The organism is Acidovorax sp. Root402, from assembly GCF_001425125.1.
In the GTDB taxonomy this organism is placed as follows: Bacteria; Pseudomonadota; Gammaproteobacteria; order Burkholderiales; family Burkholderiaceae_C; genus Acidovorax; species Acidovorax delafieldii.
On sequence record NZ_LMDQ01000001.1, the window covers coordinates 276,267 to 301,065 of the forward strand.

Annotated in this window: 29 protein-coding genes; 22 read left to right on the forward strand and 7 right to left on the reverse strand. The window is 67.1% G+C overall.

The genetic code is table 11. The features are described 5' to 3' along the window. Positions 1 to 191 precede the first annotated feature (191 nt). Positions 192 to 1,082 carry an RNA polymerase sigma-70 factor gene (locus ASC83_RS01270; protein WP_056056954.1) on the reverse strand — a complete coding sequence of 297 codons (891 nt, stop codon included), beginning with the start codon at positions 1,080 to 1,082 and terminating at the stop codon, positions 192 to 194. Between the two features lie 184 nt (positions 1,083 to 1,266). Here ASC83_RS01270 and ASC83_RS01275 point away from each other — a divergent pair, with 184 nt between their 5' ends. From ASC83_RS01275 to ASC83_RS01285, 4 genes are all read left to right on the forward strand, one after another. Further along, positions 1,267 to 1,683, forward strand: coding sequence for a DUF4087 domain-containing protein (locus ASC83_RS01275; RefSeq protein ID WP_082522284.1), 417 nt, complete (start codon positions 1,267 to 1,269; stop codon positions 1,681 to 1,683). Between the two features lie 119 nt (positions 1,684 to 1,802). Next, positions 1,803 to 2,210, forward strand: coding sequence for a VOC family protein (locus ASC83_RS01280; protein WP_056056955.1), 408 nt, complete (start codon positions 1,803 to 1,805; stop codon positions 2,208 to 2,210). Continuing rightward, positions 2,194 to 2,652, forward strand: coding sequence for a hypothetical protein (locus ASC83_RS23755; protein ID WP_156379389.1), 459 nt, complete (start codon positions 2,194 to 2,196; stop codon positions 2,650 to 2,652). The genes ASC83_RS01280 and ASC83_RS23755 overlap by 17 nt, the downstream gene beginning before the upstream one ends. Next, positions 2,637 to 3,005: a VOC family protein gene (locus tag ASC83_RS01285; RefSeq protein WP_056056957.1), complete on the forward strand. Its 369-nt coding sequence runs from the start codon at positions 2,637 to 2,639 to the stop codon at positions 3,003 to 3,005. Before ASC83_RS23755 ends, ASC83_RS01285 begins: the two co-directional genes overlap by 16 nt. A gap of 37 nt (positions 3,006 to 3,042) precedes the next feature. Here ASC83_RS01285 and ASC83_RS01290 read toward each other — a convergent pair whose 3' ends face one another. The 4 genes from ASC83_RS01290 to ASC83_RS01305 all read right to left on the reverse strand — a co-directional run bounded on the left by ASC83_RS01290 (position 3,043) and on the right by ASC83_RS01305 (position 5,312). Further along, complete coding sequence (locus ASC83_RS01290; protein ID WP_056056959.1) at positions 3,043 to 3,321, reverse strand: YkgJ family cysteine cluster protein; 279 nt, start codon at positions 3,319 to 3,321, stop codon at positions 3,043 to 3,045. An 81-nt stretch (positions 3,322 to 3,402) separates the two neighbouring features. Beyond that, positions 3,403 to 4,014, reverse strand: coding sequence for an NADPH-dependent FMN reductase (locus ASC83_RS01295; RefSeq protein WP_056056962.1), 612 nt, complete (start codon positions 4,012 to 4,014; stop codon positions 3,403 to 3,405). A 114-nt stretch (positions 4,015 to 4,128) separates the two neighbouring features. Then, positions 4,129 to 4,662 (reverse strand): DUF1772 domain-containing protein, encoded by a 534-nt coding sequence (locus tag ASC83_RS01300; protein ID WP_056056964.1) that lies wholly within the window; start codon positions 4,660 to 4,662, stop codon positions 4,129 to 4,131. 56 nt (positions 4,663 to 4,718) lie between these two features. Continuing rightward, complete coding sequence (locus ASC83_RS01305) at positions 4,719 to 5,312, reverse strand: Crp/Fnr family transcriptional regulator (protein ID WP_233250812.1); 594 nt, start codon at positions 5,310 to 5,312, stop codon at positions 4,719 to 4,721. Positions 5,313 to 5,462: 150 nt separating this feature from the next. Between ASC83_RS01305 and mnmG the strand changes: the two genes are divergently transcribed. The 15 genes from mnmG to ASC83_RS01380 all read left to right on the forward strand — a co-directional run bounded on the left by mnmG (position 5,463) and on the right by ASC83_RS01380 (position 19,290). Further along, complete coding sequence (gene mnmG, locus ASC83_RS01310; RefSeq protein ID WP_056056968.1) at positions 5,463 to 7,448, forward strand: tRNA uridine-5-carboxymethylaminomethyl(34) synthesis enzyme MnmG; 1,986 nt, start codon at positions 5,463 to 5,465, stop codon at positions 7,446 to 7,448. A 2-nt stretch (positions 7,449 to 7,450) separates the two neighbouring features. Beyond that, entirely contained in the window at positions 7,451 to 8,128 is a 678-nt protein-coding gene (gene rsmG, locus ASC83_RS01315) for a 16S rRNA (guanine(527)-N(7))-methyltransferase RsmG (RefSeq protein ID WP_056056970.1), read from the forward strand. 117 nt (positions 8,129 to 8,245) lie between these two features. Then, entirely contained in the window at positions 8,246 to 8,860 is a 615-nt protein-coding gene (locus ASC83_RS01320; protein WP_056056971.1) for a LysE family transporter, read from the forward strand. A gap of 24 nt (positions 8,861 to 8,884) precedes the next feature. Continuing rightward, positions 8,885 to 9,697, forward strand: coding sequence for a ParA family protein (locus tag ASC83_RS01325; protein ID WP_056056973.1), 813 nt, complete (start codon positions 8,885 to 8,887; stop codon positions 9,695 to 9,697). 34 nt (positions 9,698 to 9,731) lie between these two features. Continuing rightward, positions 9,732 to 10,274, forward strand: a complete 543-nt coding sequence (locus ASC83_RS01330; protein WP_056056975.1) for an alpha/beta hydrolase — start codon at positions 9,732 to 9,734, stop codon at positions 10,272 to 10,274. A 65-nt stretch (positions 10,275 to 10,339) separates the two neighbouring features. Continuing rightward, positions 10,340 to 10,546 carry a hypothetical protein gene (locus ASC83_RS01335; RefSeq protein WP_235509282.1) on the forward strand — a complete coding sequence of 69 codons (207 nt, stop codon included), beginning with the start codon at positions 10,340 to 10,342 and terminating at the stop codon, positions 10,544 to 10,546. 25 nt (positions 10,547 to 10,571) lie between these two features. Continuing rightward, the gene (locus ASC83_RS01340) at positions 10,572 to 10,868 is read left to right on the forward strand and encodes a cupin domain-containing protein (RefSeq protein WP_056056978.1); all 297 of its coding nucleotides are present in this window, start codon (positions 10,572 to 10,574) and stop codon (positions 10,866 to 10,868) included. A gap of 42 nt (positions 10,869 to 10,910) precedes the next feature. Beyond that, positions 10,911 to 11,894, forward strand: a complete 984-nt coding sequence (locus ASC83_RS01345; RefSeq protein WP_056056980.1) for a ParB/RepB/Spo0J family partition protein — start codon at positions 10,911 to 10,913, stop codon at positions 11,892 to 11,894. Between the two features lie 237 nt (positions 11,895 to 12,131). After that, the gene (locus tag ASC83_RS01350) at positions 12,132 to 13,484 is read left to right on the forward strand and encodes a hypothetical protein (protein WP_056056982.1); all 1,353 of its coding nucleotides are present in this window, start codon (positions 12,132 to 12,134) and stop codon (positions 13,482 to 13,484) included. 12 nt (positions 13,485 to 13,496) lie between these two features. Further along, positions 13,497 to 14,240: a class I SAM-dependent methyltransferase gene (locus ASC83_RS01355; protein ID WP_056056984.1), complete on the forward strand. Its 744-nt coding sequence runs from the start codon at positions 13,497 to 13,499 to the stop codon at positions 14,238 to 14,240. Positions 14,241 to 14,573: 333 nt separating this feature from the next. After that, complete coding sequence (locus ASC83_RS01360) at positions 14,574 to 16,112, forward strand: COG3014 family protein (protein ID WP_056056986.1); 1,539 nt, start codon at positions 14,574 to 14,576, stop codon at positions 16,110 to 16,112. 35 nt (positions 16,113 to 16,147) lie between these two features. Further along, a complete protein-coding gene (locus ASC83_RS01365) occupies positions 16,148 to 16,555 on the forward strand; it encodes a YcfL family protein (protein ID WP_056056988.1) in 408 nt (135 codons plus the stop codon). Between the two features lie 42 nt (positions 16,556 to 16,597). Beyond that, positions 16,598 to 17,215, forward strand: a complete 618-nt coding sequence (lpoB, locus tag ASC83_RS01370; protein ID WP_056056990.1) for a penicillin-binding protein activator LpoB — start codon at positions 16,598 to 16,600, stop codon at positions 17,213 to 17,215. A 20-nt stretch (positions 17,216 to 17,235) separates the two neighbouring features. Continuing rightward, the gene (locus ASC83_RS01375) at positions 17,236 to 18,198 is read left to right on the forward strand and encodes a hypothetical protein (protein ID WP_056056992.1); all 963 of its coding nucleotides are present in this window, start codon (positions 17,236 to 17,238) and stop codon (positions 18,196 to 18,198) included. 6 nt (positions 18,199 to 18,204) lie between these two features. After that, complete coding sequence (locus ASC83_RS01380; protein ID WP_056056994.1) at positions 18,205 to 19,290, forward strand: alpha/beta fold hydrolase; 1,086 nt, start codon at positions 18,205 to 18,207, stop codon at positions 19,288 to 19,290. A gap of 11 nt (positions 19,291 to 19,301) precedes the next feature. Here the strand turns inward: ASC83_RS01380 and ASC83_RS01385 are convergent, their stop codons facing one another. Together ASC83_RS01385 and ASC83_RS01390 are read right to left on the reverse strand one after the other, a co-directional pair. Continuing rightward, positions 19,302 to 19,937, reverse strand: a complete 636-nt coding sequence (locus tag ASC83_RS01385) for a flavin reductase family protein (RefSeq protein ID WP_056056996.1) — start codon at positions 19,935 to 19,937, stop codon at positions 19,302 to 19,304. A gap of 253 nt (positions 19,938 to 20,190) precedes the next feature. Continuing rightward, entirely contained in the window at positions 20,191 to 21,138 is a 948-nt protein-coding gene (locus ASC83_RS01390) for a helix-turn-helix domain-containing protein (protein ID WP_200938871.1), read from the reverse strand. Positions 21,139 to 21,203: 65 nt separating this feature from the next. Between ASC83_RS01390 and ASC83_RS01395 the strand changes: the two genes are divergently transcribed. The 3 genes from ASC83_RS01395 (at position 21,204) to ASC83_RS01405 (ending at position 24,704) form a co-directional block, all read left to right on the forward strand. After that, positions 21,204 to 22,478 carry an MFS transporter gene (locus ASC83_RS01395; protein WP_056057678.1) on the forward strand — a complete coding sequence of 425 codons (1,275 nt, stop codon included), beginning with the start codon at positions 21,204 to 21,206 and terminating at the stop codon, positions 22,476 to 22,478. Positions 22,479 to 22,622: 144 nt separating this feature from the next. After that, positions 22,623 to 23,135, forward strand: a complete 513-nt coding sequence (locus tag ASC83_RS01400; protein WP_056056998.1) for a DUF1993 family protein — start codon at positions 22,623 to 22,625, stop codon at positions 23,133 to 23,135. A 177-nt stretch (positions 23,136 to 23,312) separates the two neighbouring features. Beyond that, the gene (locus ASC83_RS01405) at positions 23,313 to 24,704 is read left to right on the forward strand and encodes a hypothetical protein (protein WP_056057000.1); all 1,392 of its coding nucleotides are present in this window, start codon (positions 23,313 to 23,315) and stop codon (positions 24,702 to 24,704) included. Positions 24,705 to 24,799 lie beyond the last annotated feature (95 nt).

A 24,799-nucleotide genomic window follows, 5' to 3' on the forward strand; every position in this document is an offset into this window, starting at 1 on the left:
GTGGTGAAAGACGGCGCTGGTGCGGGGCCTTGTGGCGATGTCGCCATGTGGCTGCATTGCCGTCTTCCATACCCATCAAGACGCTGCGCCGTGCCGGGTTGTGACAGGAGGCGTGTGTTTTTTCTCCCCAGGCGCGCTTGCCGGGGGCCGCCTGCGCAGCGGTTCGCGCGAGCAGCGCCATGCCCGTGTCTTTACAGCGGCAGCATGGCCGGGATGCCTGCCAGCTTGTCCGGGTTGCGCACGGCGTAGATGGCCAAGATGCGCTCGCCATCGGTCACAAACGCCTGGGCCGACTCTATGCGCGCGTCCACATAGCGCAGCAGGCCCGGCTCGCCGTTGATGAGCGCCATGCGGTACACCACCTGCGCGCCCAGGCGCCGGAACACCGCCCAGTACAGGTTGGTGATGCGAAACGGCCCCACCAGCGGCTTGGGAAACGAGGGCACGATGCCACCGCCATCGCCGATGAGCTGGGCGTCTTCGCTCAACAGTGCCTGGATGGCATGGCGGTCGCCACTCTGGGCGGCTTTCATGAAGCGCTGCAGCAACTGGTGGTGCACCGCCTGCGGCACCTCAAAGCGGGTGCGCGCCTGCTGCACGCGCTCGCTGGCGCGGTGCACCATCTGGCGGCAGCTGGCCTCGGTCTTGCCCAGCTGGGCGGCGATCTCGGGGTAGTCGTAGTCGAACACCTGGCGCAGCAAAAAGGCCGCGCGCTCCTCCGGCCCCAGCCGCTCCAGCACATACATGAACGCCACCGACAGCTCGCCCGCCAGTTCCGCCGCCGACTCGGGGGTGTGCGCGTCCAGCTCCACCAGCGGCTCGGGCAGCCACCAGCCCACATAGGCCTCACGCTCGGCCTTGAGCGCGCGCAGCCGGTCGATGGACAGGCGCGTGACCACCGTCACCAGCCAGGCCTCGGCCGACTGCAGCGCGGTGGGGTCCTGGCGGCTCCAGCGCAGCCAGGCGTCTTGCAGCACATCCTCGGCATCGGCGCGCACGCCCAGCATGCGGTAGGCAATGCCGAACAGGCGCGGGCGCAGGGTGGTGAAGGGGTCGGCGGGGGTGGGGGCAGAAAGCGTCATGGCAGCGGAGCGGGGGAGGTAGAGTGTGCGCCCAATGCACCGGATCGGGCGGGGCCTGGGCTTAGACGCGCGGGGCCGCCGCTGTGTGACACCAGAGTATCAAGCGCTTCTGTTTTGATAGCTATCAAGGCATGATGGACGAGCCGAAGGGCCCATTTTTCTTCAAATCCAGAGAGGACCACCCATGCCACCCGCCCCCACCCCACTGCGGCGCCACGCCCGCCACCTGGCGCTGGGCGCCGCGTCGCTGGCCTGCGCCGTGGCCGCCAGCGCCCAAAACACTGCTGTGCCATCGACCAGCCGCGCTGCCCCGCTGGAAAACCGCTGCGGCTGGTTCCACAACCCCACCCCCGGCAACGCCACCCTGACCGACCGCGATGGCGAGTGGGTGATCGCCACCCAGGGCGGCGCCAGCGCCGAGGGCGACTGGCCCGTGTTCACCGACGCGCAATGGACAAAGACCAACGGCCACTACGGCCACGGCTGCGCCTGCATGAAGGTGGTGGTGGACCGCCGCGAGCAGCGGGTGCTGCGCATCGCCTCGGCCACGGCCAAGCCGCTGAAGGCGTGCCGGGAGGATCGGGCGTTGCCCAGGCCGTGAAAAGCAACAGGCGCAACGGATCGACGGATAGGCATGACCGTCCAGCCGATTTCGGTCGGGCCTGCGTGCGGCGGTGGCTATAGTGAGGCGGCGACCCACTACACCCTTCCCCAAGCGCTATGAGCATTCACCTGAGAATCGCACGCCCTGTGCGCGACCTGCATCACGCTGTCGCGCAGTACCAGCAGGGCCTTGGCCTGGAAGAGCTTGCAAGCTTTGCGGACCACGATGGCTTTGATGGTGCCATGCTTGGGTTTCGCTGGGCGGATTTCCACTTCGAGTTCACCGTCTGCCGCAGGCACCCAGTGACGCCGCAGCCAACGCCCGAAGATCTGTTTGTCTTCTATGCTCCAGATCATCAGGCGTGGACGGAACGTTGCCAGGCGATGCGTGGCGCTGGCTTCAAGGAGGTCGAATCGTTCAATCCGTACTGGAGCCAGCAGGGCTGCACGTTTGAGGATGGGGACGGTTACCGGAGGGTGATTCAGCGCGCTGCGTGGAACCCTCCGCTTGTCCGTCACCAGTAGCTTCACCATGCGCCTATTCCTCGTATCTCTGAGCCTTGCACTATTGGCGCTCTCCCTGGCCGCCTATTGTTTTGTGCAGATCCCGCTCATCAAAGACCCCATTGCAGCGGTGATTTCAAATCTGGAGGATCAACTTCTGGCGGACCGTTCCCAGCTGAGCCAGCCGGAAGCTGAGCGTCCTGACGCTCATTTGTGGGTTCTTCGCTTCGACACTCAAGCTTTGAATGCTGCACACACAAACCTTTGGCGTGCTGGAGTGCTTGGTTTTCTGGGCTTGGGGATTGCGAATCTGGTGGTGGCCGGTGTCGCATACAAAAAGCACAAACTACAAAATGCCACGGCGCCGGGTGACGCGCCACCATTGCGCTGGTCAGCGTACAAGTTCACAGTGCTGGTTTTCGGTTTCCCAACCCCAAGGAGAGCCCTATGCCCCATGCCTTGAACTGGTTCGAGATCCCCGTGACCGACTTCACCCGCGCCAAGACTTTCTACGAAACGGTGTTGGGCATCACCATCGCGCCCATGGCCATGGGCCCGACCATGATGGGCATGTTATCCACCGACCCCGAGGCCGTGGGCGGCGCCATTGTGCAGGGTGAGGGTGGTGTGCCTTCGCAAAACGGGACGATGGTGTACCTCAACGGCGGAGACGACCTGGCCCCCCTGCTGGCGCGCGTGGCGCAGGCCGGTGGCCAGGTGGTGGTGCCCAAGACGGAGATTGGTAATGACTTTGGCTTCTTTGCCCACTTTGTGGACACCGAGGGCAACAAGGTAGGTCTGCACTCGATGAAGTAGCAGTCACCTGGTCAGGCGGGAAGAGGAAGAAGACCGGCTATGCCACCGGTTCGCCTACACTTCCTGGCTGCGTCAGCTGCTCCAGCCGCATCAGATACACCAGCGCTTGCTCGTTGGTGGCGCCGCACATTTCAGTGGATGGCATCAACCCGCCGCACACCGCCGGGCGCTCGTGCTGCCCAAAAATGCGGCAGCGCGCATCGTCCCCCAGCTGGATGCAGCGCACCCCCGCCGGTTTGCCCTGGGGCATGCCCGGGATGGGCGAGCTGATGGAGGGGGCGGTGCAGCAGGCGCCGCAGCCGGGGCGGCAGTCCATGGGTGTGTTGCTCTTTTTTGTATAGCTGTCAGGGCATACGGGGCGCGCGCAAGGGCTTGTTTTGGCCTTTGTTTTTTGCGCTCACTGGCCCGTGGCGGCCGCAGCATTCAGCCGGGCGGATGCCCACAGCACCTGGTCCACCACGGCGCGCACGCGGTCGCGGTGGGTTTGCTGGATGAGGGCGCCGCTGTCGTCAAATGCGCTGCCCGCCGAGCCCAGCGCAAACGCCTTGGGCGCGAGCCAGCATTCGGCATTGATGAGCAGGGGCGCCAAGTGGCTTTGCGAGCGCAGGCCGCCCAGGGCGCCGGGCGACGCGCTGAGCATGCCCACCACCTTGCCGCGAAAGCTCTTGCCGCCGTCCTGCCAGTCGGGGTTGCCTTTGACGGGGCTGGAGGCCCAGTCGATGGTGTTCTTGAGCAGGGCGGTGTAGCTGCCGTTGTATTCGGGCGAGCAGATCACCCAGGCCGGGTGCTGCCACAGGATTTCCTTCAGACGGATCACATCGGCGGGCGTGCCCTGGGCTTCGAGGTCGGCGTTGTACAGCGGGATGTCGAACTCGGACAGCTCCAGCAGCGTGACTGTGGCACCCGCATCGCGCGCGATGGCGGCGGTGGCATGGGCCAGTTTGCGGTTGAAGGATTGCTGGCGTGTGCTGCCGGCAAAGATGAGGAGGGAGGGGGTGGTGTTGGGCATGGTGCCTGCGATTGAATCACAGGCGGGCGGCAGGAATCCTGCAAGCGGGGAGCGCGTTGCGGTTTTTTTGGCTTGGTGCTGTGCGGGGGATGACGGTGGCCAGCGTTGCCCATGTCAGCCCGGCATGCGGCGACCGGCCTGGCGCCCCACCAGCGTCCCCAGCGCCGCTGCAAAACACCCCAGGCTGAGCCAGGCCCGCCACAGGTTGGCGGCATTCCACTGGTCGCGCACTTTGGCCCAGTCGGCGGGCAGGGCCTGGGGGTTCCAGGCTTCGGTGGTGTGGTTGAGCGGCAGGTTGACCTGCTGGGTGAAGAACACGATGCCCAGCAGGTAGGCCGCGCCGACCAGGGCCAGCAGGCGCCACCACAGCGTGCGGTGTTCACGCCAGGCCATGGCTATCGTCAGCGCACACCACAAGGGTGGGCCAAAGAACAGCACAAAGAACAGGGCGTGCCGCACGTTGCGGTTGAAGGCGGACTGCACCGTGGCATAGGTCGCGCCGTCCATCTGCAGCAGGGCCAGGTTGACGTTGGCGCTGTAGGTGCCGAAGAACCCGGCCATGAGGCCCAGCCACAACACGGCAAGGGTGTGGGGCAAGAGGGAGAGGTGCAGGGGCGGTGTGTTGTGGGCGTGTGGGTGGAGGGTCATGGCCGGGACTGGTGGGAGCGATTCCCGCACTCTGCCGAAGGCCCGCGCCCCCCGCCTTATCCTTTGATAAGCCCCATCTCGCTGCGCAGGCGCGACAGCGAGACGTCGGTCACGCCGAGGTACGACGCCAGGTGCTTGAGGGCGATCCGCTCGGCCCATTGCGGGTGTTGCTCCAGCAAGCGGGTGTAGCGCTGGCGGGCGCTGAGTTGCAGAAATTCCTGCTCGCGCTGCATCTTGCCGTCGAGCAGCGCGCAGAGTACCCGGTGCTCCAGGGCGGTCCACGGTGCCCAGCCTGCGCCGGGCAGTGGGTCGCTGGGATGGAGGGGCAGCGCCCACACCACGCTGTCTTCCAATGGTTCCACGTGAAACATCACCGGCTGCTGGCGCAATGTGGGGGTGATGGGCCAACACAGGGCGCCGTCCAGAAAGAAGTTCTTGTTGGACTCGGCCCCGTCGCGGTCCAGGTAGTACAGCCGCAGCGCGCCGCGCTCCACCCACCACAGGTGTCGCCAGTGTTCGCCGGCTCGCAGCAGGGGCTGGCCGCGCTCCAGCAAGCGCCGTTCGGCGCGTACCCACCAGGTCTCCACGGCCGGAGGCGGAGCGCCCAGCAACTCGGTCAGGAAGAGGGTGAGGGGGCTGGAAACAGACACGGCCTGCGCAAAGTGGGAAAATCGCGGGTTGCCTGCTGGGGCACCGGGTGCGCCCGCCACCAGCAGGGCCGGTGTGCGGCGCCCTCTGTAGGGTGCCCGCGTGCACCGGGTGTTTTGATTATCGGGCCCGCCGGGCCCCGGAGTGTCCCCATGTTGTATCCCCAGGAATTTGATGTGATCGTTGTCGGCGGTGGCCATGCAGGCACCGAGGCCGCGCTGGCCGCTGCCCGTATGGGCAGCAAAACGCTGCTGCTGACCCACAACATCGAGACCCTGGGGCAGATGAGCTGCAACCCGAGCATTGGGGGCATCGGCAAGGGCCACCTGGTGAAAGAGGTGGATGCGCTGGGCGGGGCCATGGCGCTGGCGACGGACGAGGGCGGCATCCAGTTCCGCATCCTCAACAGCTCCAAGGGCCCGGCCGTGCGGGCCACGCGCGCCCAGGCCGACCGCATTCTGTACAAGGCCGCCATCCGCCGCATGCTGGAGAACCAGCCCAACCTGTGGCTGTTCCAGCAGGCGGTGGACGACCTGATGGTGGAAGGCGACCGCGTGGTGGGCGCCGTGACGCAGGTGGGCATCCGCTTCCGCAGCCGCACCGTGGTGCTCACGGCGGGCACCTTCCTGGACGGCAAGATCCATGTGGGGCTGAACAACTACGCAGCCGGCCGGGCAGGGGACCCACCGGCGGTATCGCTGTCGGCGCGCCTCAAGGAGCTGAAGCTGCCGCAAGGGCGCCTCAAGACCGGCACGCCGCCCCGTATCGATGGGCGCAGCATCGACTTCTCGAAGTGCACCGAACAGCCCGGAGACGGCATGCCCGGCGGCGTGAACGAGGGCACGGTGCCTGTGTTCAGCTTCATGGGCAATGCACAAATGCACCCCCAGCAGGTGCCCTGCTGGATCACCCACACCAACGAGCGCACGCACGAGATCATCCGCAGCGGCTTCGACCGCAGCCCCATGTTCACCGGCAAGATTGAGGGCGTGGGCCCGCGATACTGCCCGAGCGTGGAAGACAAGATCAACCGCTTTGCGGACAAGGACAGCCACCAGATCTTCCTGGAGCCCGAGGGCCTGACCACGCACGAGTTCTACCCCAACGGCATCAGCACCAGCCTGCCGTTCGACATCCAGTACGACCTGGTGCGCAGCATGCCGGGGCTGGAGAACGCGCACATCCTGCGCCCCGGCTACGCCATCGAATACGACTACTTCGACCCCCGCTCGCTCAAGAGCAGCTTTGAAACCCGCCAGATCCAGGGCCTGTTCTTCGCCGGGCAGATCAATGGCACCACCGGGTACGAAGAGGCGGCGGCCCAGGGCCTGTTTGCCGGCATCAACGCCGCGTTGCAGTGCCGGGGCGATGCGCCCTGGCTGCCCGGCCGCGACGAGGCCTACCTGGGCGTGCTGGTGGACGACCTGATTACCAAGGGCGTGACCGAGCCCTACCGCATGTTCACCAGCCGGGCCGAGTTTCGCCTGCAGCTGCGCGAGGACAATGCGGACATGCGCCTGACGGAAGTGGGGCGCCAGATGGGCCTGGTGGACGATGCGCGCTGGGATGCCTTCAGCCGCAAGCGCGATGCGGTTTCACGTGAAACAGAGCGCTTGAAGGCCACCTGGGTGAACCCACGCAATCTGCCTGCCGCCGAATCTGAGCGGGTGCTGGGCAAGAGCATCGAGCACGAGTACAACCTGTTCGAGCTGCTGCGCCGCCCCGATGTGGGCTACGCCAACCTGATGTCCATGGATGGCGGCAAGTACGCATCCGCCGATGTTTCACGTGAAACCCTGGGCGACTTGAGCGACCCTGTGCTGGAGCAGGTGGAGATTGCCGCCAAGTACGCAGGCTACATCGACCGCCAGAAGGGCGAGGTGGAGCGCGCTGCGCACTTTGAGAAGCTGCGCCTGCCGCCCGACCTGGACTACATGCAGGTCACCGCGCTGAGCATCGAGGCGCGCCAAGTGCTCACCCGTCACCGGCCCGAGACCCTGGGCCATGCCTCGCGCATCACGGGCATTACGCCTGCGTCGATCTCGCTGCTGATGGTGCATCTGAAGAAGGGTGGGTTCAAGGAGTTCGCCGTGGCACCCGCCATGCCATCCAAGGCAGAAGGCGAAGTGGCGGCATGACGATGGCGGTGAACAACAACCACGACAGCCTGCGCCAACAATTACAAGCCGGGGTCGACACTCTGGCGCTGGGCCTGAGCGATGCGCAGGTTTCCCTGTTGATGGATTTCCTGGCGCTGCTGCAAAAGTGGAACAAGGTCTACAACCTGACCGCCGTGCGTGACCCGCAGGAGATGATGACGCACCACCTGCTGGACAGCCTGGCCGCCGTGGCGCCGCTGCGGCGGCATGTGGCGGGCCTGCAGCAGGGTGGGGTGGCAGCGGTGAAGCTGCTGGATGTCGGGTCGGGTGGCGGCTTGCCTGGCGTGGTGTTTGCCATCTGCTGCCCGGATGTGGATGTGAGTTGCGTGGACACCGTGGGCAAGAAGGCGGCGTTCATCCAGCAGGCGGCGGTGGCGCTCAAGCTGCGCAACCTGCATGGCGTGCACGCGCGGGTCGAGACGCTGACCACGCCGTTCGACATCATCAGCTGCCGCGCGTTTGCCTCGTTGCCAGACTTTGTGACCTGGTCGCGCAGCGCACTGGCCGCGCCCCATGGCACGTGGCTGGCCATGAAGGGCAAACACCCCCATGAGGAAATCGCCGCCCTGCCTGCGGATGTGGCGGTGTTTCACGTGGAACAGCTCACGGTGCCGGGTCTGGACGCGGAGCGCTGCATCATTTGGATGAAGCCCGCCTGATGGCTCTGTCCTCAGTGCGCCGACTTTTCGACGGGTGGAGCAGGGGGCTCGCGTAAACTCGGCTCCTCACCCGGGTGCATCTTTCGGTCGCACCCTCCCCGCGCACCAGGAGAAACCATGTTCGGCATCGCAGACTACGGCGCCTTTGTCGCCGCCATCGTGTTGTTCCTGCTCATTCCGGGCCCTGGCAATCTGGCGCTCATCACCTCCACCAGCAAGGGCGGTATTCGCGGCGGCATGGCGGCCACCATGGGCGTGATTGCGGGCGACCAGGTGCTGATGTGGGCGGCAGTGGCCGGGGTGGCTGCGTTGCTCGCCACCTACCCCACCGCCTTCCGCGCGGTGCAGTGGCTGGGGGCCGCCTATCTGGCGTGGCTGGGTTTCAAGATGGTCACGGCCAAGCCGGGCTCCCAGCCCATCCTGAACATCGAGCCGCGCCACTATTTCAAGCAGGCCGGGCTGATCACCTTGCTCAACCCCAAGGCCATCGTGTTCTACATGGCGTTCTTTCCGCTGTTCGTGGACCCGGCCCGGCACCAGGGCATGCTGACCTTTGGCGTGATGGCGGCCACGGTGGCCGCGTTGACGTTTCTCTATGGCCTGACGGCCGTGCTGCTCACGCACCACCTGGTTGAGCGCATGCGCGCCAACCCGCGCATCGGCCGCGTGCTGGAGAAAGTGGCAGGCGTCTTCCTGATCGGCTTTGGCATCAAGCTGGCCATCTCCAAATAACACCACACGAACTGCAGCATCCACATGGCCAAGATCTTTTGCGTTGCCAATCAAAAGGGTGGGGTGGGCAAGACCACCACCACCGTCAACCTCGCCGCTGGCCTGGCCAAGATCGGCCAGCGCGTGCTGATGGTGGACCTGGACCCGCAGGGCAACGCCACCATGGGCTCGGGCGTGGACAAGCGCAGCCTCGACCTCACGGTGTACGACGTGCTGCTTGAGTCCGCCTCGGTCAAAGAGGCGGCCGTGCTGTCGGACAAATGTGGCTACTGGGTGCTGGGCGCCAACCGCGAACTGGCCGGGGCCGAGGTGGAGCTGGTGGCGCTGGAGCACCGCGAAAAGCGCCTCAAATCTGCGCTGGCCGAGGCCGATGGTGACTATGACTTCGTGCTGATCGACTGCCCTCCGTCGTTGTCGATGCTCACCCTCAACGGCCTGTGCAGTGCCCACGGCGTGATCGTGCCCATGCAGTGCGAATACTTCGCGCTGGAAGGCCTGACCGACCTGGTCAACACCATCAAGCAGGTGCACGCCAACCTCAATGCCGACCTGCAGATCATCGGCCTGCTGCGGGTGATGTTCGACCCGCGCATCACGCTGCAGCAGCAGGTGAGCGACCAGCTCAAGGGCCACTTTGGCGACAAGGTGTTCAACAGCGTGATTCCGCGCAACGTACGCCTGGCCGAGGCGCCCAGCTATGGCCTGCCCGGCGTGGTGTTTGACCCGGCCGCCAAGGGCAGCCAGGCCTTTGTGGAGTTTGCGCAGGAGATGGTCGAGCGCGTGCAAACCATGCCTGCTGCAGCCTCTTCCATGGCCAAAATGGCCGCAGGCGCTTGAAGAGTATGCGGTGGCAGCTATTAATTTGATAGTAATGAAGGCCTCCAACATCCTGCTGCTGCCTGGCTGGCAGAACTCTGGCCCCGACCACTGGCAAAGCCGCTGGGAGGCCGCGCACGGCTACCAGCGCGTGGAGCAGCACGACTGGATGCGCCCGCTGCGCGGCGACTGGTCTGCGCGCCTGGAAGAAACTGTGGCCGATGCCGAGGGCCCCGTGCTGCTGGCGGCGCACAGCCTCGGTTGCATCCTCACCGCCTGGTGGGCGGCGCACACCCGCCACGCGGCCAAGGTGCGCGGCGCGCTGCTGGTGGCGCCGGGCGATGTGGAGCGGCCCGACCTGGCTGCGCAGATCCACGGCTGGGCGCCTATTGCGCGCCAGCCGCTGCCGTTTCCGGCCGTGCTGGTGGGCAGCCGCAACGACCCGTACTGCAGCTTCGAGCGCGCCGAAGGTCTGGCCCAGGCCTGGGGTGCGCGGTTTGTGGACTATGGCGAGCGCGGGCATATCAATGCCGAATCCGGGCTGGGTGACTGGGACGAGGGGCGCGGCTGGCTGATGCAGCTCGCCACCCCGGCATGAGCCGCTGGGCCTTTTGGCGCAAGCGCCCGGATACGGCGGGTGCTGCACAGAGCCAATCACCCACGATGGCGCGGCGTCCTGTGGCGCTCTACTGGCCGCTCGATGCGCTGCAAGTGGTGCTCGCCTGGCTGCTGCCCAGCGGGGCGGTGGTGGTGGGCGCGCTGGGGCAGTTCATGCTGGCCCTGGTGCTGCTGGCCATCGGGTTCGGTGTGTGGCTGCGCCTGTGGCGCAGTCGCAAGCGGCGTCGCGTGGCGAGCCGCTCTGCGCGTTGATGTTTTGAACCCTTGTTGCCGACCCATGACCAAGATCAGCCTGCCCGCCATTGCCGACCAACTGCCCCGCGCCTGGAACTCCACGGTGGTGGGCCAGGCTGCGGGCGCCAACGTCAAGGTGCTGCGCATGGACGACGCGGCCTATCCCGACGAATCGCACGACTTTGACGAAGCGCTGTTGGTGCTGGACGGCTGCATGCGCCTCGCCCTGCAAGGGCAGGTCACCGAGGTGAACGCGGGCGAGGTGTTCATCGTGCCCGCTGGCGTGCCCCACGCCGTGGCGCCCGGCAGCCACGGCACGCTGGTCATCATCGACCGCTGATTCTTCCCCCCTTTCCCTTTTTCCTTTCGCGAGACGCATTTCATGGTCACCAAAAAACCCAAGGGCCTCGGCCGAGGCCTGGAAGCCCTGCTGGGCCCCAAGGTCGAAGACAAAGTGGAGCAGGCCCAGGCCGCCGAAGCGGGCCTGCCCAGCAGCCTGCCGCTCTCCGAGCTGGTGCCGGGTGTGTACCAGCCGCGCACGCGCATGGACGAGGGCGCGCTGTACGAGCTGGCCGAGTCCATCAAGGTCCAGGGCGTCATGCAGCCGATTCTTGTTCGTCGCCTGAGCGACGAACAAGCTCGGCTGCGCCGGCAGGAACGAGCATCGCAGGGGCCCTCCCCTGCGATGGGCGCCCTCAGCACAGAGGGTGCGTTGTACGAAATCATTGCGGGTGAGCGGCGCTTTCGGGCCTCCCGCCTGGCGGGCCTGGCTGAGGTGCCGGTGCTGGTGCGCGATGTACCGGACGAGTCGGCCGCCGCCATGGCGCTCATCGAAAACATCCAGCGCGAAGACCTCAACCCGCTGGAAGAAGCCCAGGGCCTGCAGCGCCTGGTCAAGGAGTTTGGCCTGACGCACGAGCTGGCTGCCCAGGCCGTGGGCCGCTCGCGCAGCGCCGCCAGCAACCTGCTGCGCCTGTTGAATCTGGCCGAGCCTGTGCAGACCATGCTGATGGCGGGCGACATTGACATGGGCCATGCGCGTGCACTGCTGTCGCTGGACCGCGCCGCGCAGATCACGGCGGGTAACCAGATCGCGGCCAAGAAGCTGTCGGTGCGCGAGGCCGAGGCCCTGGTCAAAAAGATCGGCGCCGAGTTCAGCCTGGTGCCGCAAAAGCCCCAGAAGGAAAAGTCGCGCGACCTCAAGCGTGTGGAAGAAGAACTGTCGGACCTGCTCATGGCCGAGGTCGAAGTGCGCGTCAAGAAACGCGTCAAGCGCAACGGCCGGGTGGAGGACATGGGCGAGCTGGCGATCCAGTTCGGGTCGCTGGAGGCTTTGAACGGCCTGATCGACCGCCTGCGCGGCTGACCCTCTCATCGCTCCGGGGCGCGGCGTTGTTGCCGCGCAAGATGGCGTGAAATAGCGCACACAAACGGTTTCCACAAGTAACTTGCAGGGGCAAAATGCGTCCTTGCGGGGCCTACACTGCGCTGCGTTCAACACACCCGGGTTGACCGCAAGGCCTCTTCACAGGGCGGCGACGACGCTGCTTTGCGGCCCATGATGGTTTGCCGGGTGATCCATGTATCTCCTGGAGCAGACCTGATGACAACCCCTTTGCGCTACCTGACCCCCGCCTGCCTGGCCGCTGGCCTGTGCATTGCCAGCCTGGGCGCCCAGGCCCAAAACACCAAGGCTCCCAAGGTGCAGCTGTGGATGGACCTGTCCACCGGCACCATGGCGGGCATGCCCGAGATGGACAGCCTGCCCGGTGGCGGCGGCATGCTCGGCGGCCTGATGGGGGGGATGGGCGGGGGCGCGCAGGGCAGGGCGGGTGGTGGCAACACGGCCTATGGCAACGCCCGCGCCATGTCCATCATGCCGCCGCGTGTCATCGACATTGCCTTGCACAACACGCTTCGTCCCGGCGTCGAAGCCAGCCAGGCCATCCCGCCCGGCATGCGCATGGGCGAATCCCTGCCGCTGATCCCGCCGCGCGCGCAGCCCACGCAGACCGAGCCGGGCGAAGTGCCCCGTGAATACCAGCAACAGCAGCCCAAGGGCCGCATCCTGCTCTACTGGGGCTGCGGCAGCGCGGTGCGCGCGGGCCAGCCGCGTGTGATCGACCTGGCGCGCGCCAAGCCAACCGACTACGCCCAGGCCTTTGCGGGCCGCACCGTTCCCGACCGGGGGCCGCGTGTGGGCCCGGCCTATGCGCTGTACCCCAACGAACGCAACCAGGTGAGCCTGTCGGCGGGCAGCTCGCTGGTGGGCGAACACCAGGTGCGCGGCGACGGCGTGCCTGCATCGATGAAATTCACGCTGGGCGCAGCACAAGACCTGATGCCCGCCATCGACCTGCGCACCACCGGCAAGCCGCAGGACAGCATGGGCACCAGCTGGCAGCCCGTGCGCAATGCACGCGCCTACTACCTGCATGCCATGTCGCAAAGCGGGGACGACCTCATCATGTGGTCCAGCGCCGAAACGCCAGACACGGGCATGGGCCTGTTCGACTACCTCTCGCCCGCCACCATCGACCGCTGGCTCAAGGAGCGCGTGCTGCTGCAGCCCGAGACCACGCAGTGCGCCATTCCTCAAGGCATCTTTGCGGGCGGCGGGCGTGACGCCACGCCCATGTTGCGCATGATGGCCTACGGTGGCGAGAGCCACATCGTGTACCCACCCCGCCCGGCCGACCCCAAGGCTGCGTGGGAGCCTGAATGGTCGGTGCGCGTGCGGGTGAAGTCACACACCATGGCCATGCTGGGCGAGGAGATGCAGGGGCGCCGTGGTGGCATGGGCGCAGCACCCGCTGCACCGTCGGGCGGCACAGGCGCTTATTCCAGCGGCATGGGCGGCGCGCCCGCAGGCCAGCCGCCAGCAGGCGACGGCGGCACGGACGCGGGCAATGTGGTCAACCCCGTCAATCTGCTGCGCGGCATTTTTGGCCGCTGAGAACGGAGAACCATGCTCGCGCTGCGCATGCCCTGGCCCCTGCCCGCACTGGCGGCGTGGGCGTGCGCGTGGCTAATCTTTGTGGCGCTGCAGCGCGCGGTTCCCCCGGTGGCCGCCTTGCTGGTGGCCTGCCTGCTGGGCACGGCTGCCAGTGTGCTGGGCGACAGCTGGTGGCGGCGCGGGCTGATTGCCGCAGGGTTCCCGTTGTCGCTGGCGCTGCTGGGGGCGGCCAGCCTGCCCACCTGGGCGTGGTTGGTGCCGCTGTCGCTGTTGCTGCTGGTCTATCCGCTCAATGCGTGGCGCGATGCGCCCCTGTTCCCCACGCCGCGCCATGCGCTGCAGTCTCTGGCCGTGCAGGCCCCGCTGCCTTTGGGTGCGCGGGTGCTCGACGCAGGCTGTGGCCTGGGCGATGGCCTCAAGGCCTTGCGCCATGCCTACCCTGCCGCCCAGCTCGACGGGCTGGAGTGGAGCTGGCCGCTGCGCCTGCTGTGCGCCCTGCGCTGCCCCTGGGCGCGGGTGCAGCGTGCCGACATGTGGAAGGCCGACTGGAGCGCCTACCAGATGGTGTACCTGTTCCAGCGGCCCGAGAGCATGGCCCGCGCGGCCGCCAAGGCCCAGGCCGAGCTGGCGCCTGGCGCGTGGCTGGTCAGCCTGGAGTTTGCGGTGCCCGGCTGGCTACCCAGCGTCCAGCTGCGTGCGCCCGGCGGGCGGGTGGTGTGGCTGTACCGCATGCCGCGCCAGCAGCAGGAGGGATGACATGCACACCATGCTCCCACTGTGCTGGCCCCTGTGTCCGTCTGTGTCACCGGCCCCACACGGTTACAGAAAAGATACAAGCTTTTGCTACATTCCGCGGCTGGCTACAACCCCATACACAACAACCAAGAAACTCACAGCCAGAGGGGGCCGCACACAGCACGTATCCGCGCCGGGAGGGGGCGCACGGGCTGCCAGCGCCCGCCTTGACCGGACTTCCACCACGCACGCCGTATTCACAGCACCCTCCCTCTGGCGGGGCTGTTGCACGGCTGCGCGTGGTAAGCGCGGGGTGTTTCTGGTGAGCAACCGACCGATCTGCAAGGAGCATCCATGACCGCCCACTCACCCCGTTTCCGTCCGCGCCTGCTATGGGCCCTGGCACTGAGCGCGGCCCTCACCGGCTGCGCCACCATGCAGAGCCATGACAAGCTGGCCACCGACATGCAGACCGCCGGGCGCAGTGGCGGCATCCCCGCCGCGCTGGCCAGCCTGGAAAGCACGGCCAAGACCGAAGAAGAAAAAACGGCGCTGCTCTTCAACATGGAGCGCGGCGAACTGCTGCGCATGGACCGCCGCTATCCCGACAGCACCAACGCCTTCCTGCTGGCCGACAACAAGGTCAAGGAATGGGAAGAAACCGCCAAGACCAACCCCTCCAAGCTGATGGGCACCGTGGGCGCCGCCCTGGTGAGCGAGCGCCTGAAGGTCTATGAAGGCCAGGATTACGAAAAGGTATGGCTGACCACGCGCCTGGCGCTCAACCGCATGGCCGTGGGTGATTTTGAAAACGCCCGCGTGGACATCAAGCGCACCCACGAGCGCGAAGCCATCATTGCCGAGTTCCGTGCCAAGGAAACCCTGGCCGCTGAAGAAGAAGCCAAGTCCAAGGGCGCCACATCGGGTGGCAAGGAGCTGAATGGCTACCCCGTCGAGACCCTCAACGACCCCGAGGTGCTGGCGCTCAAGAACGGCTACTCCAACGCGCTGAGCCACTACCTGGCCGGCTTCCTGTACGAAATGCTCAACGAGCCCGGCCTGGCCGCGCCCGGCTACCGCAAGGCCATCGAGCTCAAGCCCGACGCCCCCGTACTGGAGGAAGGCCTGCGCGGCCTGGACAACCGCACCGGCTTCACCTGGAAGCGCCGCCAGCGCATGACCGACGTGCTCTTCATCGTCGAAGCCGGCGACGCCCCCGCGCGCAAGCCCAAGGCCTTCACCATCCCCGTGCCCACCGGCCGGGGCCTGGTCACCGCCAGCATTTCGTACCCTGTGATCGAGCCTTCCAAGGACGCACCCCTGACGGTGGTGTCGGCCGCTGGCACCGACCTCAAGCTCGAAAAAGTGGTGGACGTGAACGTGATGGCCCGCCGTGCCCTCAAGGATGAAATGCCTGGCATGGTGCTGCGTGGCTTCACCCGCGCCGTGGCCAAGGGCGTGCTGCAGAACGAGCTGCAAAAGCGTGGCGGTCTGATCGGCGGCATCATCGGTGCCGCTGCCTCGGTGGCCACCGAGCAGGCTGACGACCGCCTGTGGCGCATGCTACCCGGCCGCGTGTATGTGGCCCGTGGCTACCTGCCCCCTGGCGAGCACACCGTCACCATCAATGGCCGCCAGTTGCCCCAGCCGATCAAGATCGACGGCCAGTACGCTCTGGTGCCCCTGCGCATGTACGACAACAGCGTGCTGATCGGCGACGTGGCCATGCTGGGCCAGCTGCCCACGGTGGCGGCCGCACCCCAGCCGGCTCCTGCCGCAGCAGCGGCCCCCGCGGCCCCGGTGCGCACCACCAACAACAACCGCGCCCGCACCGTGCCCTCGTCCACCGTCAAGCCCACGGCCGCCCAGCCTGCAGCGGCTGCCAAGAACTGACCCCTGTTTCTGACCCCATTCAAGGAGCCTCTGGCATGAGAACCCGTTTTGTCCCCGCCGCGATCCCTGCAGTGCTGTGCGCGGCCCTGATGACCCTGGCTGGCAACGCCAGCGCCCAGTTGCATGACCCCGCCACGCCGCTGGCCGTGGCGGCCAAGGTGGCGCTGCGAGGCGAGGCCAACAGCATCGCCGTGCGCGAGATGCGCATCGTGCGCAAGAACGACATCCTGGTGGTGCAGGCCGACATGGCCAACATGGGCCGCACCGACCGCACCGTGTTCTACCGCTTCAAGTGGCTGGACAACGTGGGCAACCAGGTGGGCGATGGCGAGTCCTGGAAGCAGATGAGCGTGCTGGGCCTGGGCCAGCAGACCGTCAAGAGCGTGGCGCCCACCAGCGCTGCCGTGGACCTGCGCCTGGAAATGAATGTGGAGCCGCGCTGATCGCGCCGCGCCAATCCCTGTTTGAGTGAGGAGTAAACCAACATGAACACCAAGAACCGCATCCAGCGCAGCGCGCTGATCCTGGCCTTTGCGGCCAGCACCCTGGCCTTGTCGGCCTGCCAGAACCTGTCGTCCCCCACCGTGCGTTTTGACCGCCAGGTCAACTACGGCGACGCCAAGGCCGTCGAGCTGGTGACCAACGAGTTCGGTTCCACCGACCTGCAGATGATTGCCGAGAAGATGACCGGCGGTTTGCTCGAAACCGGCATCTTCCAGGGCCGCCCCACGGTGACCATTTCCACCGTCAAGAACAAGACCAGCGAGTACATCGACACCACCAACGTGATGAACTCCATCCAGACCGCGCTGGTCAAGTCGGGCAAGGTGCGCTTTGTGCGCTCCATCAACGAGATGCAGGCCGGTGTGGACGAGCTGCAGCGCCAGAACCAGAGCGGCCTGTACAAGCAGGGCACCACCGCCAAGGTCGGCCAGATGACCGCCGCCAAGTACAGCATGGAAGGCGAGCTGACCAGCATCGTCAAGCAGAACAACACGACCAAGGACGTGTATTACAAGTTCACGCTGAAGCTGTTTGATGTGCAAGAAGGCACGATCGAGTGGCAGGACGAAAAGGAAATCCGGAAGACCAGCAAGCGCTGATCTTTCCCAAGGAGCACACCATGCAACGCAGAATCACCCTCCACACGGCCCTGGCCGTGATCGCGGCCACCACGCTGGCCTGGGGCACCGGCGCCCAGGCGCAGCAGCCCGGCGCCGCGCCCAAGATCGCCGTGACCGACCTGGCCTATGCCCAGCGCGTGTCCGAATACTTCATGGCCGGCACATACCAGCGCAGCAGCCAGATGAGCGCCCAGGGCAGCCAGGGCGGCAGCCACAGCCATGGCATGTACGGCGGCGGGGGCTCGTACTCCGGCCAGCAGTCCATGCAGGCGTCCGAGCAGGCCAGCGGCACTTATGTGGCCGGGCGCTACAGCTACATCGAGCAGCGCGAGCTGGGCGGCTACACCAACGACATCAAGGGCGCCATCCTGCAGGGCACGTACTTCCGTCTGGTGCAGGGCAAGGGCTTTGACGCTGGCAAGCCCCAGCCCAGCAAGGCCGAGCAGGTGCTCAACCAGGTGCAGGGCGGCAAGATGGCCACGCCCCAGGCACAGCCCCAGGTCAACGACGTGATCACCCGCATCAAGAAGGGCGAGTTCAACGGCGCCGACTACGTGCTGTTTGGCGTGGTGTCCAGCATCGAGTTCACCGACGCGCTCTCGCCCCTGCAGGGCACCACCAGCGCCACGCGCCAGTACGGCCTGCAGCTCCTGGCCGACTTCTCGCTCATCAACACCAAGACCTACGAGATCAAGGCCGCGTTCTCCGCCCAGGGCGAAGGCAACGACACCAAGATCCTGTCGATCCGTGGCGACATTGCGCCCCCCAACCGGGCCAAGGTGATGCGCGAAACCTCGCTGTCGCTGGCGCAGGACGTGTACCAGCAGCTCGCGGTGCAACTGGGCTACACCGACGCCAACTTGGCGCGCGGCGTGCGCCCACCGGTGGTTTACCAACAAGGCGGCCAGCCCATGCCCGTGCCGCAACCGCAGCAGCCCGAGCAGGTGCTGATCCTCAAGTAAGCCGCAGTGCGTCCCACCGTGCACCCGCAGCCCTTGCGGGCACCGGCCAGTGCGGTGCCCGTCCTCCCCAAGGCCAGCCCTGCGCTGGCCTTTTTTGCGTCTGCCGCCCTGGCCATGGCGCTGGTGGGTTGTACGGCCCCGCGCGCACCTGAAGGCGCTGCTGCGGCACAGGCAGACCTTCAAGGGATCGCCGTCGAGCAGGGCCCAGCGCAGGACGCGGGGTTCATTCTGCGGGCCATGCCGGGCGTGGGCGGTGCTGTGCTCCAGACCCTGCAGCGCGCGGAGCGCACCGCGCCGCTGCGTTACCGCGTGATCGTCATCCCTGGCTCGGGCTGCGCGGGCATGGGTCCCATCGCGGACCGTTACTTTGCCGGCCTGCTGCACGCGCAGGTGCTGGTGCTGCACAAGCCCGGGGTCGATCCCCAGTCACAGACAAAGCCCGCCGACTGCCCCCACCCATTTGTGCTGCAAGACCGCCACTCCACCTGGTTCGCCCAGGCGCGCGCGGCGCTGCTTGCAGATGCACTGCAGCGCCAGGGCCAGCCCGCCGTGCCGCAGCTGCTCGTGGGTATCTCTGAAGGGGCCGAGCTACTGCCCGCGCTGGCCCCTGAGGTGCCCCATCTGGCCGGTCTGGTGCTCATTGGGGCCAGCGGCCTGGACCCCCAGGAGGCAGGGGCACTGCAAGCCCGCCGCATGGGTGCAGAGGGCGACTGGACCGCGCTGGGGCAGCTCGTGGCAGGGGCCCCCCACGACAGCGTGGTGGTGCAAGGGCGCAGCCTGGGTTATTGGCGCGACCTGTGGCACTGGCCAGTGGCGCAGCCGCTCATCGACAGCCCCTGGCCGGTGTTACAGGTGTGGGGGGCTGAAGATGCACTGGTGCCTGCGCAGGCCTACGAACGGTTTGAGAAACGGGCGGCGCCGCGTTCACCTGCCGGTTGGTGCGTACGCCGACTCCCGGGGGCAGACCATGGTCTGCAACAGCGGGTGGCAGACGGCGAGCACCCGGCAGATGGCGTGCAGCGCGTCTGGGCCTGGCTGGAACAATGGGCACGCGCCCCCCAGGGCGGGCTGTGCGCGCCGCTGCAGCGCTGAGCGCCTGGAACTCAACGGGGCCGATACATCCTGAACAGCTGCTCCGGCCCCACAGTGAAATAGTCCGCCGGCCCGCCGCCGCGCAGGATGTGCCCCGCGTTCGCGGTGTCGTACACGCCGCCCTTCAGCAGCGCCTGATCGATGTGCACAGCCACCACCTCGCCCAGCACCAGCCAGGTGTCCACCTGTGCGCCATCTACCCCCTGCAGCTGCAGGACCTGCGTGCTACGGCATTCAAAGGTGACCGGGCTTTCGGCCACGCGCGGGGGGCGCACGCGGGTGGAGGGAAGGGGAGTGAGGCCGGTCAGGTCGAACTCGCTGACCTCGGGCGGCACGGCGGCGCAGCTCTGGTTCATCACCTCGGCCAGATCGCGGGTGGCCAGGTTCCACACGAACTCGCCCGTGGCGTGCACGTTGCGCACCGTGTCTTTGTACCCAATGCTGGCAAAGCCCACGATGGGCGGCACGTAGTTGAAGGCGTTGAAGAAGCTGTAGGGCGCGAGGTTGGTCGCTCCCGTGGCGCTTTGCGTGGAGATCCAGCCGATGGGGCGGGGCCCCACGATGGCGTTGAACGGGTCGTGTGGCAGGCCGTGGCCCAGGCGGGGTTCGTAGCTGTGGAAGGTGCGTGGGGGCGGTGGAGTGGTCATGGGGCTCGGCAGGGTAGGGCGAACAAGCTGACACCTTAGCGGCGGACGCGGCGCGCTGCAGTCATCCGGGTATCTGTATGCTCACTTTTTCGTAGCGGTCTGGGCATATGGCTCTAGCGCACAGAGGCAATATGAGGCAATATGAGGCAAATATGGGCCTGCAAAGCCTCCAAATACGCTGGCGCATGCTTGGTGCAAGGGTGCGGTGCGGTCAGGCAACGCGCAGCGCCCGGGCTGCTCGCACCGCACGGGACTACGGGACCACGGCCGCTGGCTGCTGCTGCCCCAAAAACCGCCCCGGCGGCTGCCCCACTGACTTGCGCACCATGGCGCTGAAGGCGCTGGCGCTGTAGCCCAGCTCGGCGGCGATCTGGCCCATGGGCATGCGGCCGGCGGCCAGCGACACGGCCTTGGCCAGGATCACCTGCTGGCGCCATTGGGTGAAGGTGCTGCCCAGCTCGGAGCGGAACAGGCGTGCCACGGTGCGGGGGCTGGCGCCCGTGTCCTGCGCCCAGTCGGCCAGGGTGTCGTGGCGCGTGGGGTCGGCCAACACGGCCTCGCACAGGTGGCGCAGGCGCTTGTCCTGGGGCAGGTCCACGCCCAGCTTCACGGCAGCGGCGCGGGCCAGTTCGTCGCGCACCAGGGCGCTCAAATGCTCTTCGCGCCGCAGGTCGGTGGGGCTGATCGCGGGGCCGCCGTCGGGCGTGGTGGGCATCTCGCGCACCAGGGCGCGCAGCAGGTCGGACACCTCCAGCACGCGGCACTGGCGCCATGCGTCTTCCTGGTCGCGTGGCACGCCGGGGCCGCAGCGCCCCCGGGGCTGGTGAAAGTACAGCGTGCGCAGGTCGGCGTCTTCCACCATGGTCACGGCATGTTCCACACCGGGCGGAATCCACAGCGCGCGCGAGGGCGGCACGATGTAGGTGCCGTGGTTCACTGTGAGCCGGATCACGCCCGTGGTGGAGATCGCCACCTGCGCCCAGGGGTGGCTGTGGGGCATCACCTGCGTGTCGGCGGCCAGCCAGCGCAGCTTGGCGCGCACCGGGCGGGCGGCGGTGGGCACAAACAGCTCGGGCGTGAGCGAGTCCACGTACGACATCCCGCGCGGTTTGCCGGCCTGGGCGCGAGGCACGACCTCGGCGGCGAAGTGTTCCACCACCGGTTCGTTAGGGGTGGGGTACCTGGTGGGTGGGTTTGGCATGTTTGCGATAGAAATTGGCCGTCTATCGTAAACCTGCCGAGGGCATGCTGCCTAAGATCCAACCCATGACTGCTTCTACCTCCGGCGCCACCGCCACCACTGCCAACCCCGTCCCCCTGCGGCAGGACGCCCGCACCATCGGCCTGATCGGTCTGGCCCACGGCAGCTCGCACTTCTTTCACATGCTGCTGCCGCCGCTGTTTCCGTGGCTGATCGGGGAGTTCGGCTTCAGTTATTCCGAGCTGGGCCTGCTGGTGTCGGTGTTCTTCGTGATCTCGGGCGTGGGCCAGGCGCTGTCGGGTTTCCTGGTGGACCGTGTGGGCGCGCGGCCGGTGATGTTTTTTGCGCTGTCGAGCTTTGCCGCGGCGGGGCTGGCGGCGGGCACGGCGCAGGGCTACACGGGCCTGCTGCTCGCGGCGGCTTTGGCCGGGCTGGGCAATGCGCCGTTCCACCCGGTGGACTTCACCATTTTGAACAAGCGCGTGTCGCCCCAGCGCCTCGGGCATGGCTTTTCGGTGCACGGCATCAGCGGCAATCTGGGCTGGGCCACGGCGCCCGTGTTCATGGCGGGCATTGCTACCGCCACGGGCTCGTGGCGCACGGCCTGCCTGTGCGGCGCGCTGCTGGCCCTCACGGTGCTGGCCATCATGGTGTGGAACCGCGATGCCATTGACGACCGCCAGGGCGCCTGGGCGCACCAGGCCAAGGGCGGCGCGGCGGCGAAGCCCGAGCACCCCATGGCCTTCCTCAGGCTGCCTTCGGTGTGGCTGTGTTTCTCGTTCTTCTTCTGGAGCACCTGCGCACTCAGCGCCATCCAGAGCTTTGCCAGCCCGGCGCTGCAGTCCATGTACGGCCTGCCGCTGAGCGTGACGGCCATGGTGGTCACGGGCTACATGCTGTGTGGCGCGGCGGGCATGCTGGTGGGCGGCTTTCTGGTGGGGCGTGTGCAGCGGCTGGAGAAGATCATCTCCGTGTGCCTGCTGGGCTCGGCCGCGCTGCTGGTGGTGGTGGCCTCTGGGCTACTGCCCGGCATGGCGGCACTGGTGGTGGCCTCGGTGGCGGGGCTGGGCACAGGCCTGGCGGGCCCCTCGCGCGACATGCTGATCAAGCGCGCCGCGCCCCCCGGTGCCACGGGCCGCGTGTATGGCACGGTGTACTCGGGGCTGGACCTGGGCTTTTGCCTGGCGGCACCGGTGTTTGGCGCCATGCTGGACCACGGCATGACGGCGGGCATCTTCTACGGCTCGGCCGTGACGCTGGGCCTGAGCGTGGTGTCGGCGGCGCTCGTAGGGGTGGGCGTGGCAGCGCGGGCGGCACGGCCCGTGCCTGCAGCGGCCTGAAGGGTCCATGGGGCGGGGGCTCTGTACGGCGCCCAGCACGCCGCGCGGGCCTGTGTTGCAATCGCGGTCGGTGGCGCCGGGGCCCTGTTTGGCAGGGTTCGCAACGGCGCCCTTCCTTTTCAACGCACTTCCAGGACACCGCCCATGACGAACCCCATGTACAACGCCAGCATCCCTGTCTTTCGCCAGATGCTGGGCTCGCTCCAGGACATCCTGGCCAAGACCGAGGCCCATGCCACGGCCCGCAAGATCGAGCCGGACGCATTGCTGCAGGCCCGCCTGTTCCCCGACATGTTCCCCATGGCCCGCCAGGTGCTGATCGCCTGCGACTTTGCCAAGGGCGTGGCCGCGCGCTTGGCCGGTGTGGAGGTGCCTTCGCTGCCCGACGCTGAGCGCCCCGGTTTTGCCGACCTGGCCGAGCGCATCCGCACGGTGCTGGCGTTCATCGAAGGCTTACCGCAGGCAGCCTTTGCCGAGGCCTCCACGCGCCAGATCACCATCCAGCCTGGCACGCCGCGCGAAAAGCAGTTTGTGGGCGAGCACTACCTGCTGCACTACGGCCTGCCTCAGTTCTTCTTCCACGTGAACGCGACCTACGCCATCGCGCGCCACAACGGCGTGGAACTGGGCAAGCGCGACTACATGGGCAAGTTCTGACCCTGAGCCCTGTCCCGGGGCGCCAAGGTGCCCTGGGTGCTGCCGTGTGGGGTCAAGCATGCAGACATGGGTAAAAATGGCCCGTAGCGCTAGTGAATCATGCCTGAGGCGCTATCAAATTTGTAGTATCTAACACGACGCCCAGCGCGGACAAAAAAGACAACGGAGACCCGACCCATGCCCACCCCCCGTGCCACACCACGCAACCTGCCAGCCCTGGCGCTGGCCGGCGTGACCTGCCTGCTTTCTGCCTGCGCGCCGGTGCCCACACAACCACCAGCTTCGGCGCCGGTGAGTGCAACGGCCGAGGCCGCGCCCACGGCCACCCCGTGCCCCAAGGACCTGGCGCCCATCGCCCGCTGCCTGTCGGGCAAGGACTCGGCCGGTGCGTATTACCTGGTGGCGGTGCCGCAGCAGTGGAACGGCCACCTGGTGCTGCACGCCCACGGTGGCCCGGCACTCGGCGCGCCGAAGATGGAGCGGTCGGTGGAGGACCTGGAGCGCTGGGCCATCATGGTCCGCGCGGGGTACGCCTGGGCGGGCAGCACCTTCCGCCAGGGCGGTGTGGAGGTGCGTGCCGCGGCCGAGGACACCGAGCGGCTGCGCCAGATCTTCGTGCGCCACGTCGCCCAGCCGCAGCGCACCATCCTGCACGGCCAGTCCTGGGGCGCCAGCGTGGCGGCCAAGGGGGCTGAGATGTTCCAGACCACGGCCGATGGCAAGCGCCCCTACGACGCCGTGCTGCTCACCAGCGGCGTGCTGGCGGGCGGAACGCGCTCTTACGACTTTCGCACCGACCTGCGCGTGGTCTACCAGTACCTGTGCAACAACCACCCGCGGCCCACCGAGGTGCAGTATCCGCTGAACATCGGCCTGCCTGCCGATGCGGCGATGACCCAGGCGGACCTGGCCGCACGCGTGAACGAATGCCTGGCGCTGAACAAGCCGGTGGCCGAGCGCACGCCCGAGCAGCAGCGAAAAGTCAAAACCATCGTGGATGTGGTCCGCATCCCGGCCAGCTCCATCCAGGGCCACATGAACTGGGCCACCTTCCACTTCCGCGATGTGGTGCAGCACCGCACGGGCGGCGCCAGTCCGTTTGGCAACCGGGGGGTGTCGTACCGGGGTTCGCCCGACGACGCCGCTCTGAACGCCGCCGTGCTGCGCTACCGTGCAGACCCTGCCGCCGTGGCCCGCTTTGCGCAGGATACCGACCTGACCGGCCGCATTCCCGTGCCTGTGCTCACCGTGAAAGGCGTGGACGACCCCACCGCCTTCGTCGAGCTGGATGCAGCCTTCAAGGCCACCATGGCGCAGGGCGGCAGCGCGGCGCGCCTGGTGCAGACCTTCACCCAGCACAACACCCACAGCTACCTGAGCGACCCGACCTACCCCACGCTTTTGGCGGCGCTGCTGCGCTGGGTGGACACGGGCGACAAGCCCACGCCCGAGGGCATTGCGCGGCAGTGCGCAGGCATGGAGACCCCCTTTGGCAAGGGCTGCGCCTTCCTGCCTGGCTATGTGCCTGCGCCGCTGGCAAGCCGGGTGGCTGAGCGCGAGCGGCCGTAAACCAGCCGCTAGCGCAAAAAACAAAGGCCCCGCTGGAACAGCGGGGCCTTGTGTCAAGGCGCTACAAAACTCATAGCTGATTGCGCTTTCTAGAT

What these genes read in the sequence shown, in the direction of transcription:
- ASC83_RS01270 (WP_056056954.1), bottom strand. Translation starts at nt 1,082, where the DNA reads ATGACGCTTTCTGCCCCCACCCCCGCCGACCCCTTCACCACCCTGCGC.
- ASC83_RS01275 (WP_082522284.1), top strand. Translation starts at nt 1,267, where the DNA reads ATGCCACCCGCCCCCACCCCACTGCGGCGCCACGCCCGCCACCTGGCG.
- ASC83_RS01280 (WP_056056955.1), top strand. Translation starts at nt 1,803, where the DNA reads ATGAGCATTCACCTGAGAATCGCACGCCCTGTGCGCGACCTGCATCAC.
- ASC83_RS01285 (WP_056056957.1), top strand. Translation starts at nt 2,637, where the DNA reads ATGCCCCATGCCTTGAACTGGTTCGAGATCCCCGTGACCGACTTCACC.
- ASC83_RS01290 (WP_056056959.1), bottom strand. Translation starts at nt 3,321, where the DNA reads ATGGACTGCCGCCCCGGCTGCGGCGCCTGCTGCACCGCCCCCTCCATC.
- ASC83_RS01295 (WP_056056962.1), bottom strand. Translation starts at nt 4,014, where the DNA reads ATGCCCAACACCACCCCCTCCCTCCTCATCTTTGCCGGCAGCACACGC.
- ASC83_RS01300 (WP_056056964.1), bottom strand. Translation starts at nt 4,662, where the DNA reads ATGACCCTCCACCCACACGCCCACAACACACCGCCCCTGCACCTCTCC.
- mnmG (WP_056056968.1), top strand. Translation starts at nt 5,463, where the DNA reads ATGTTGTATCCCCAGGAATTTGATGTGATCGTTGTCGGCGGTGGCCAT.
- rsmG (WP_056056970.1), top strand. Translation starts at nt 7,451, where the DNA reads ATGGCGGTGAACAACAACCACGACAGCCTGCGCCAACAATTACAAGCC.
- ASC83_RS01320 (WP_056056971.1), top strand. Translation starts at nt 8,246, where the DNA reads ATGTTCGGCATCGCAGACTACGGCGCCTTTGTCGCCGCCATCGTGTTG.
- ASC83_RS01325 (WP_056056973.1), top strand. Translation starts at nt 8,885, where the DNA reads ATGGCCAAGATCTTTTGCGTTGCCAATCAAAAGGGTGGGGTGGGCAAG.
- ASC83_RS01330 (WP_056056975.1), top strand. Translation starts at nt 9,732, where the DNA reads ATGAAGGCCTCCAACATCCTGCTGCTGCCTGGCTGGCAGAACTCTGGC.
- ASC83_RS01335 (WP_235509282.1), top strand. Translation starts at nt 10,340, where the DNA reads ATGGCGCGGCGTCCTGTGGCGCTCTACTGGCCGCTCGATGCGCTGCAA.
- ASC83_RS01340 (WP_056056978.1), top strand. Translation starts at nt 10,572, where the DNA reads ATGACCAAGATCAGCCTGCCCGCCATTGCCGACCAACTGCCCCGCGCC.
- ASC83_RS01345 (WP_056056980.1), top strand. Translation starts at nt 10,911, where the DNA reads ATGGTCACCAAAAAACCCAAGGGCCTCGGCCGAGGCCTGGAAGCCCTG.
- ASC83_RS01350 (WP_056056982.1), top strand. Translation starts at nt 12,132, where the DNA reads ATGACAACCCCTTTGCGCTACCTGACCCCCGCCTGCCTGGCCGCTGGC.
- ASC83_RS01355 (WP_056056984.1), top strand. Translation starts at nt 13,497, where the DNA reads ATGCTCGCGCTGCGCATGCCCTGGCCCCTGCCCGCACTGGCGGCGTGG.
- ASC83_RS01360 (WP_056056986.1), top strand. Translation starts at nt 14,574, where the DNA reads ATGACCGCCCACTCACCCCGTTTCCGTCCGCGCCTGCTATGGGCCCTG.
- ASC83_RS01365 (WP_056056988.1), top strand. Translation starts at nt 16,148, where the DNA reads ATGAGAACCCGTTTTGTCCCCGCCGCGATCCCTGCAGTGCTGTGCGCG.
- lpoB (WP_056056990.1), top strand. Translation starts at nt 16,598, where the DNA reads ATGAACACCAAGAACCGCATCCAGCGCAGCGCGCTGATCCTGGCCTTT.
- ASC83_RS01375 (WP_056056992.1), top strand. Translation starts at nt 17,236, where the DNA reads ATGCAACGCAGAATCACCCTCCACACGGCCCTGGCCGTGATCGCGGCC.
- ASC83_RS01385 (WP_056056996.1), bottom strand. Translation starts at nt 19,937, where the DNA reads ATGACCACTCCACCGCCCCCACGCACCTTCCACAGCTACGAACCCCGC.
- ASC83_RS01390 (WP_200938871.1), bottom strand. Translation starts at nt 21,138, where the DNA reads ATGCCAAACCCACCCACCAGGTACCCCACCCCTAACGAACCGGTGGTG.
- ASC83_RS01395 (WP_056057678.1), top strand. Translation starts at nt 21,204, where the DNA reads ATGACTGCTTCTACCTCCGGCGCCACCGCCACCACTGCCAACCCCGTC.
- ASC83_RS01400 (WP_056056998.1), top strand. Translation starts at nt 22,623, where the DNA reads ATGACGAACCCCATGTACAACGCCAGCATCCCTGTCTTTCGCCAGATG.
- ASC83_RS01405 (WP_056057000.1), top strand. Translation starts at nt 23,313, where the DNA reads ATGCCCACCCCCCGTGCCACACCACGCAACCTGCCAGCCCTGGCGCTG.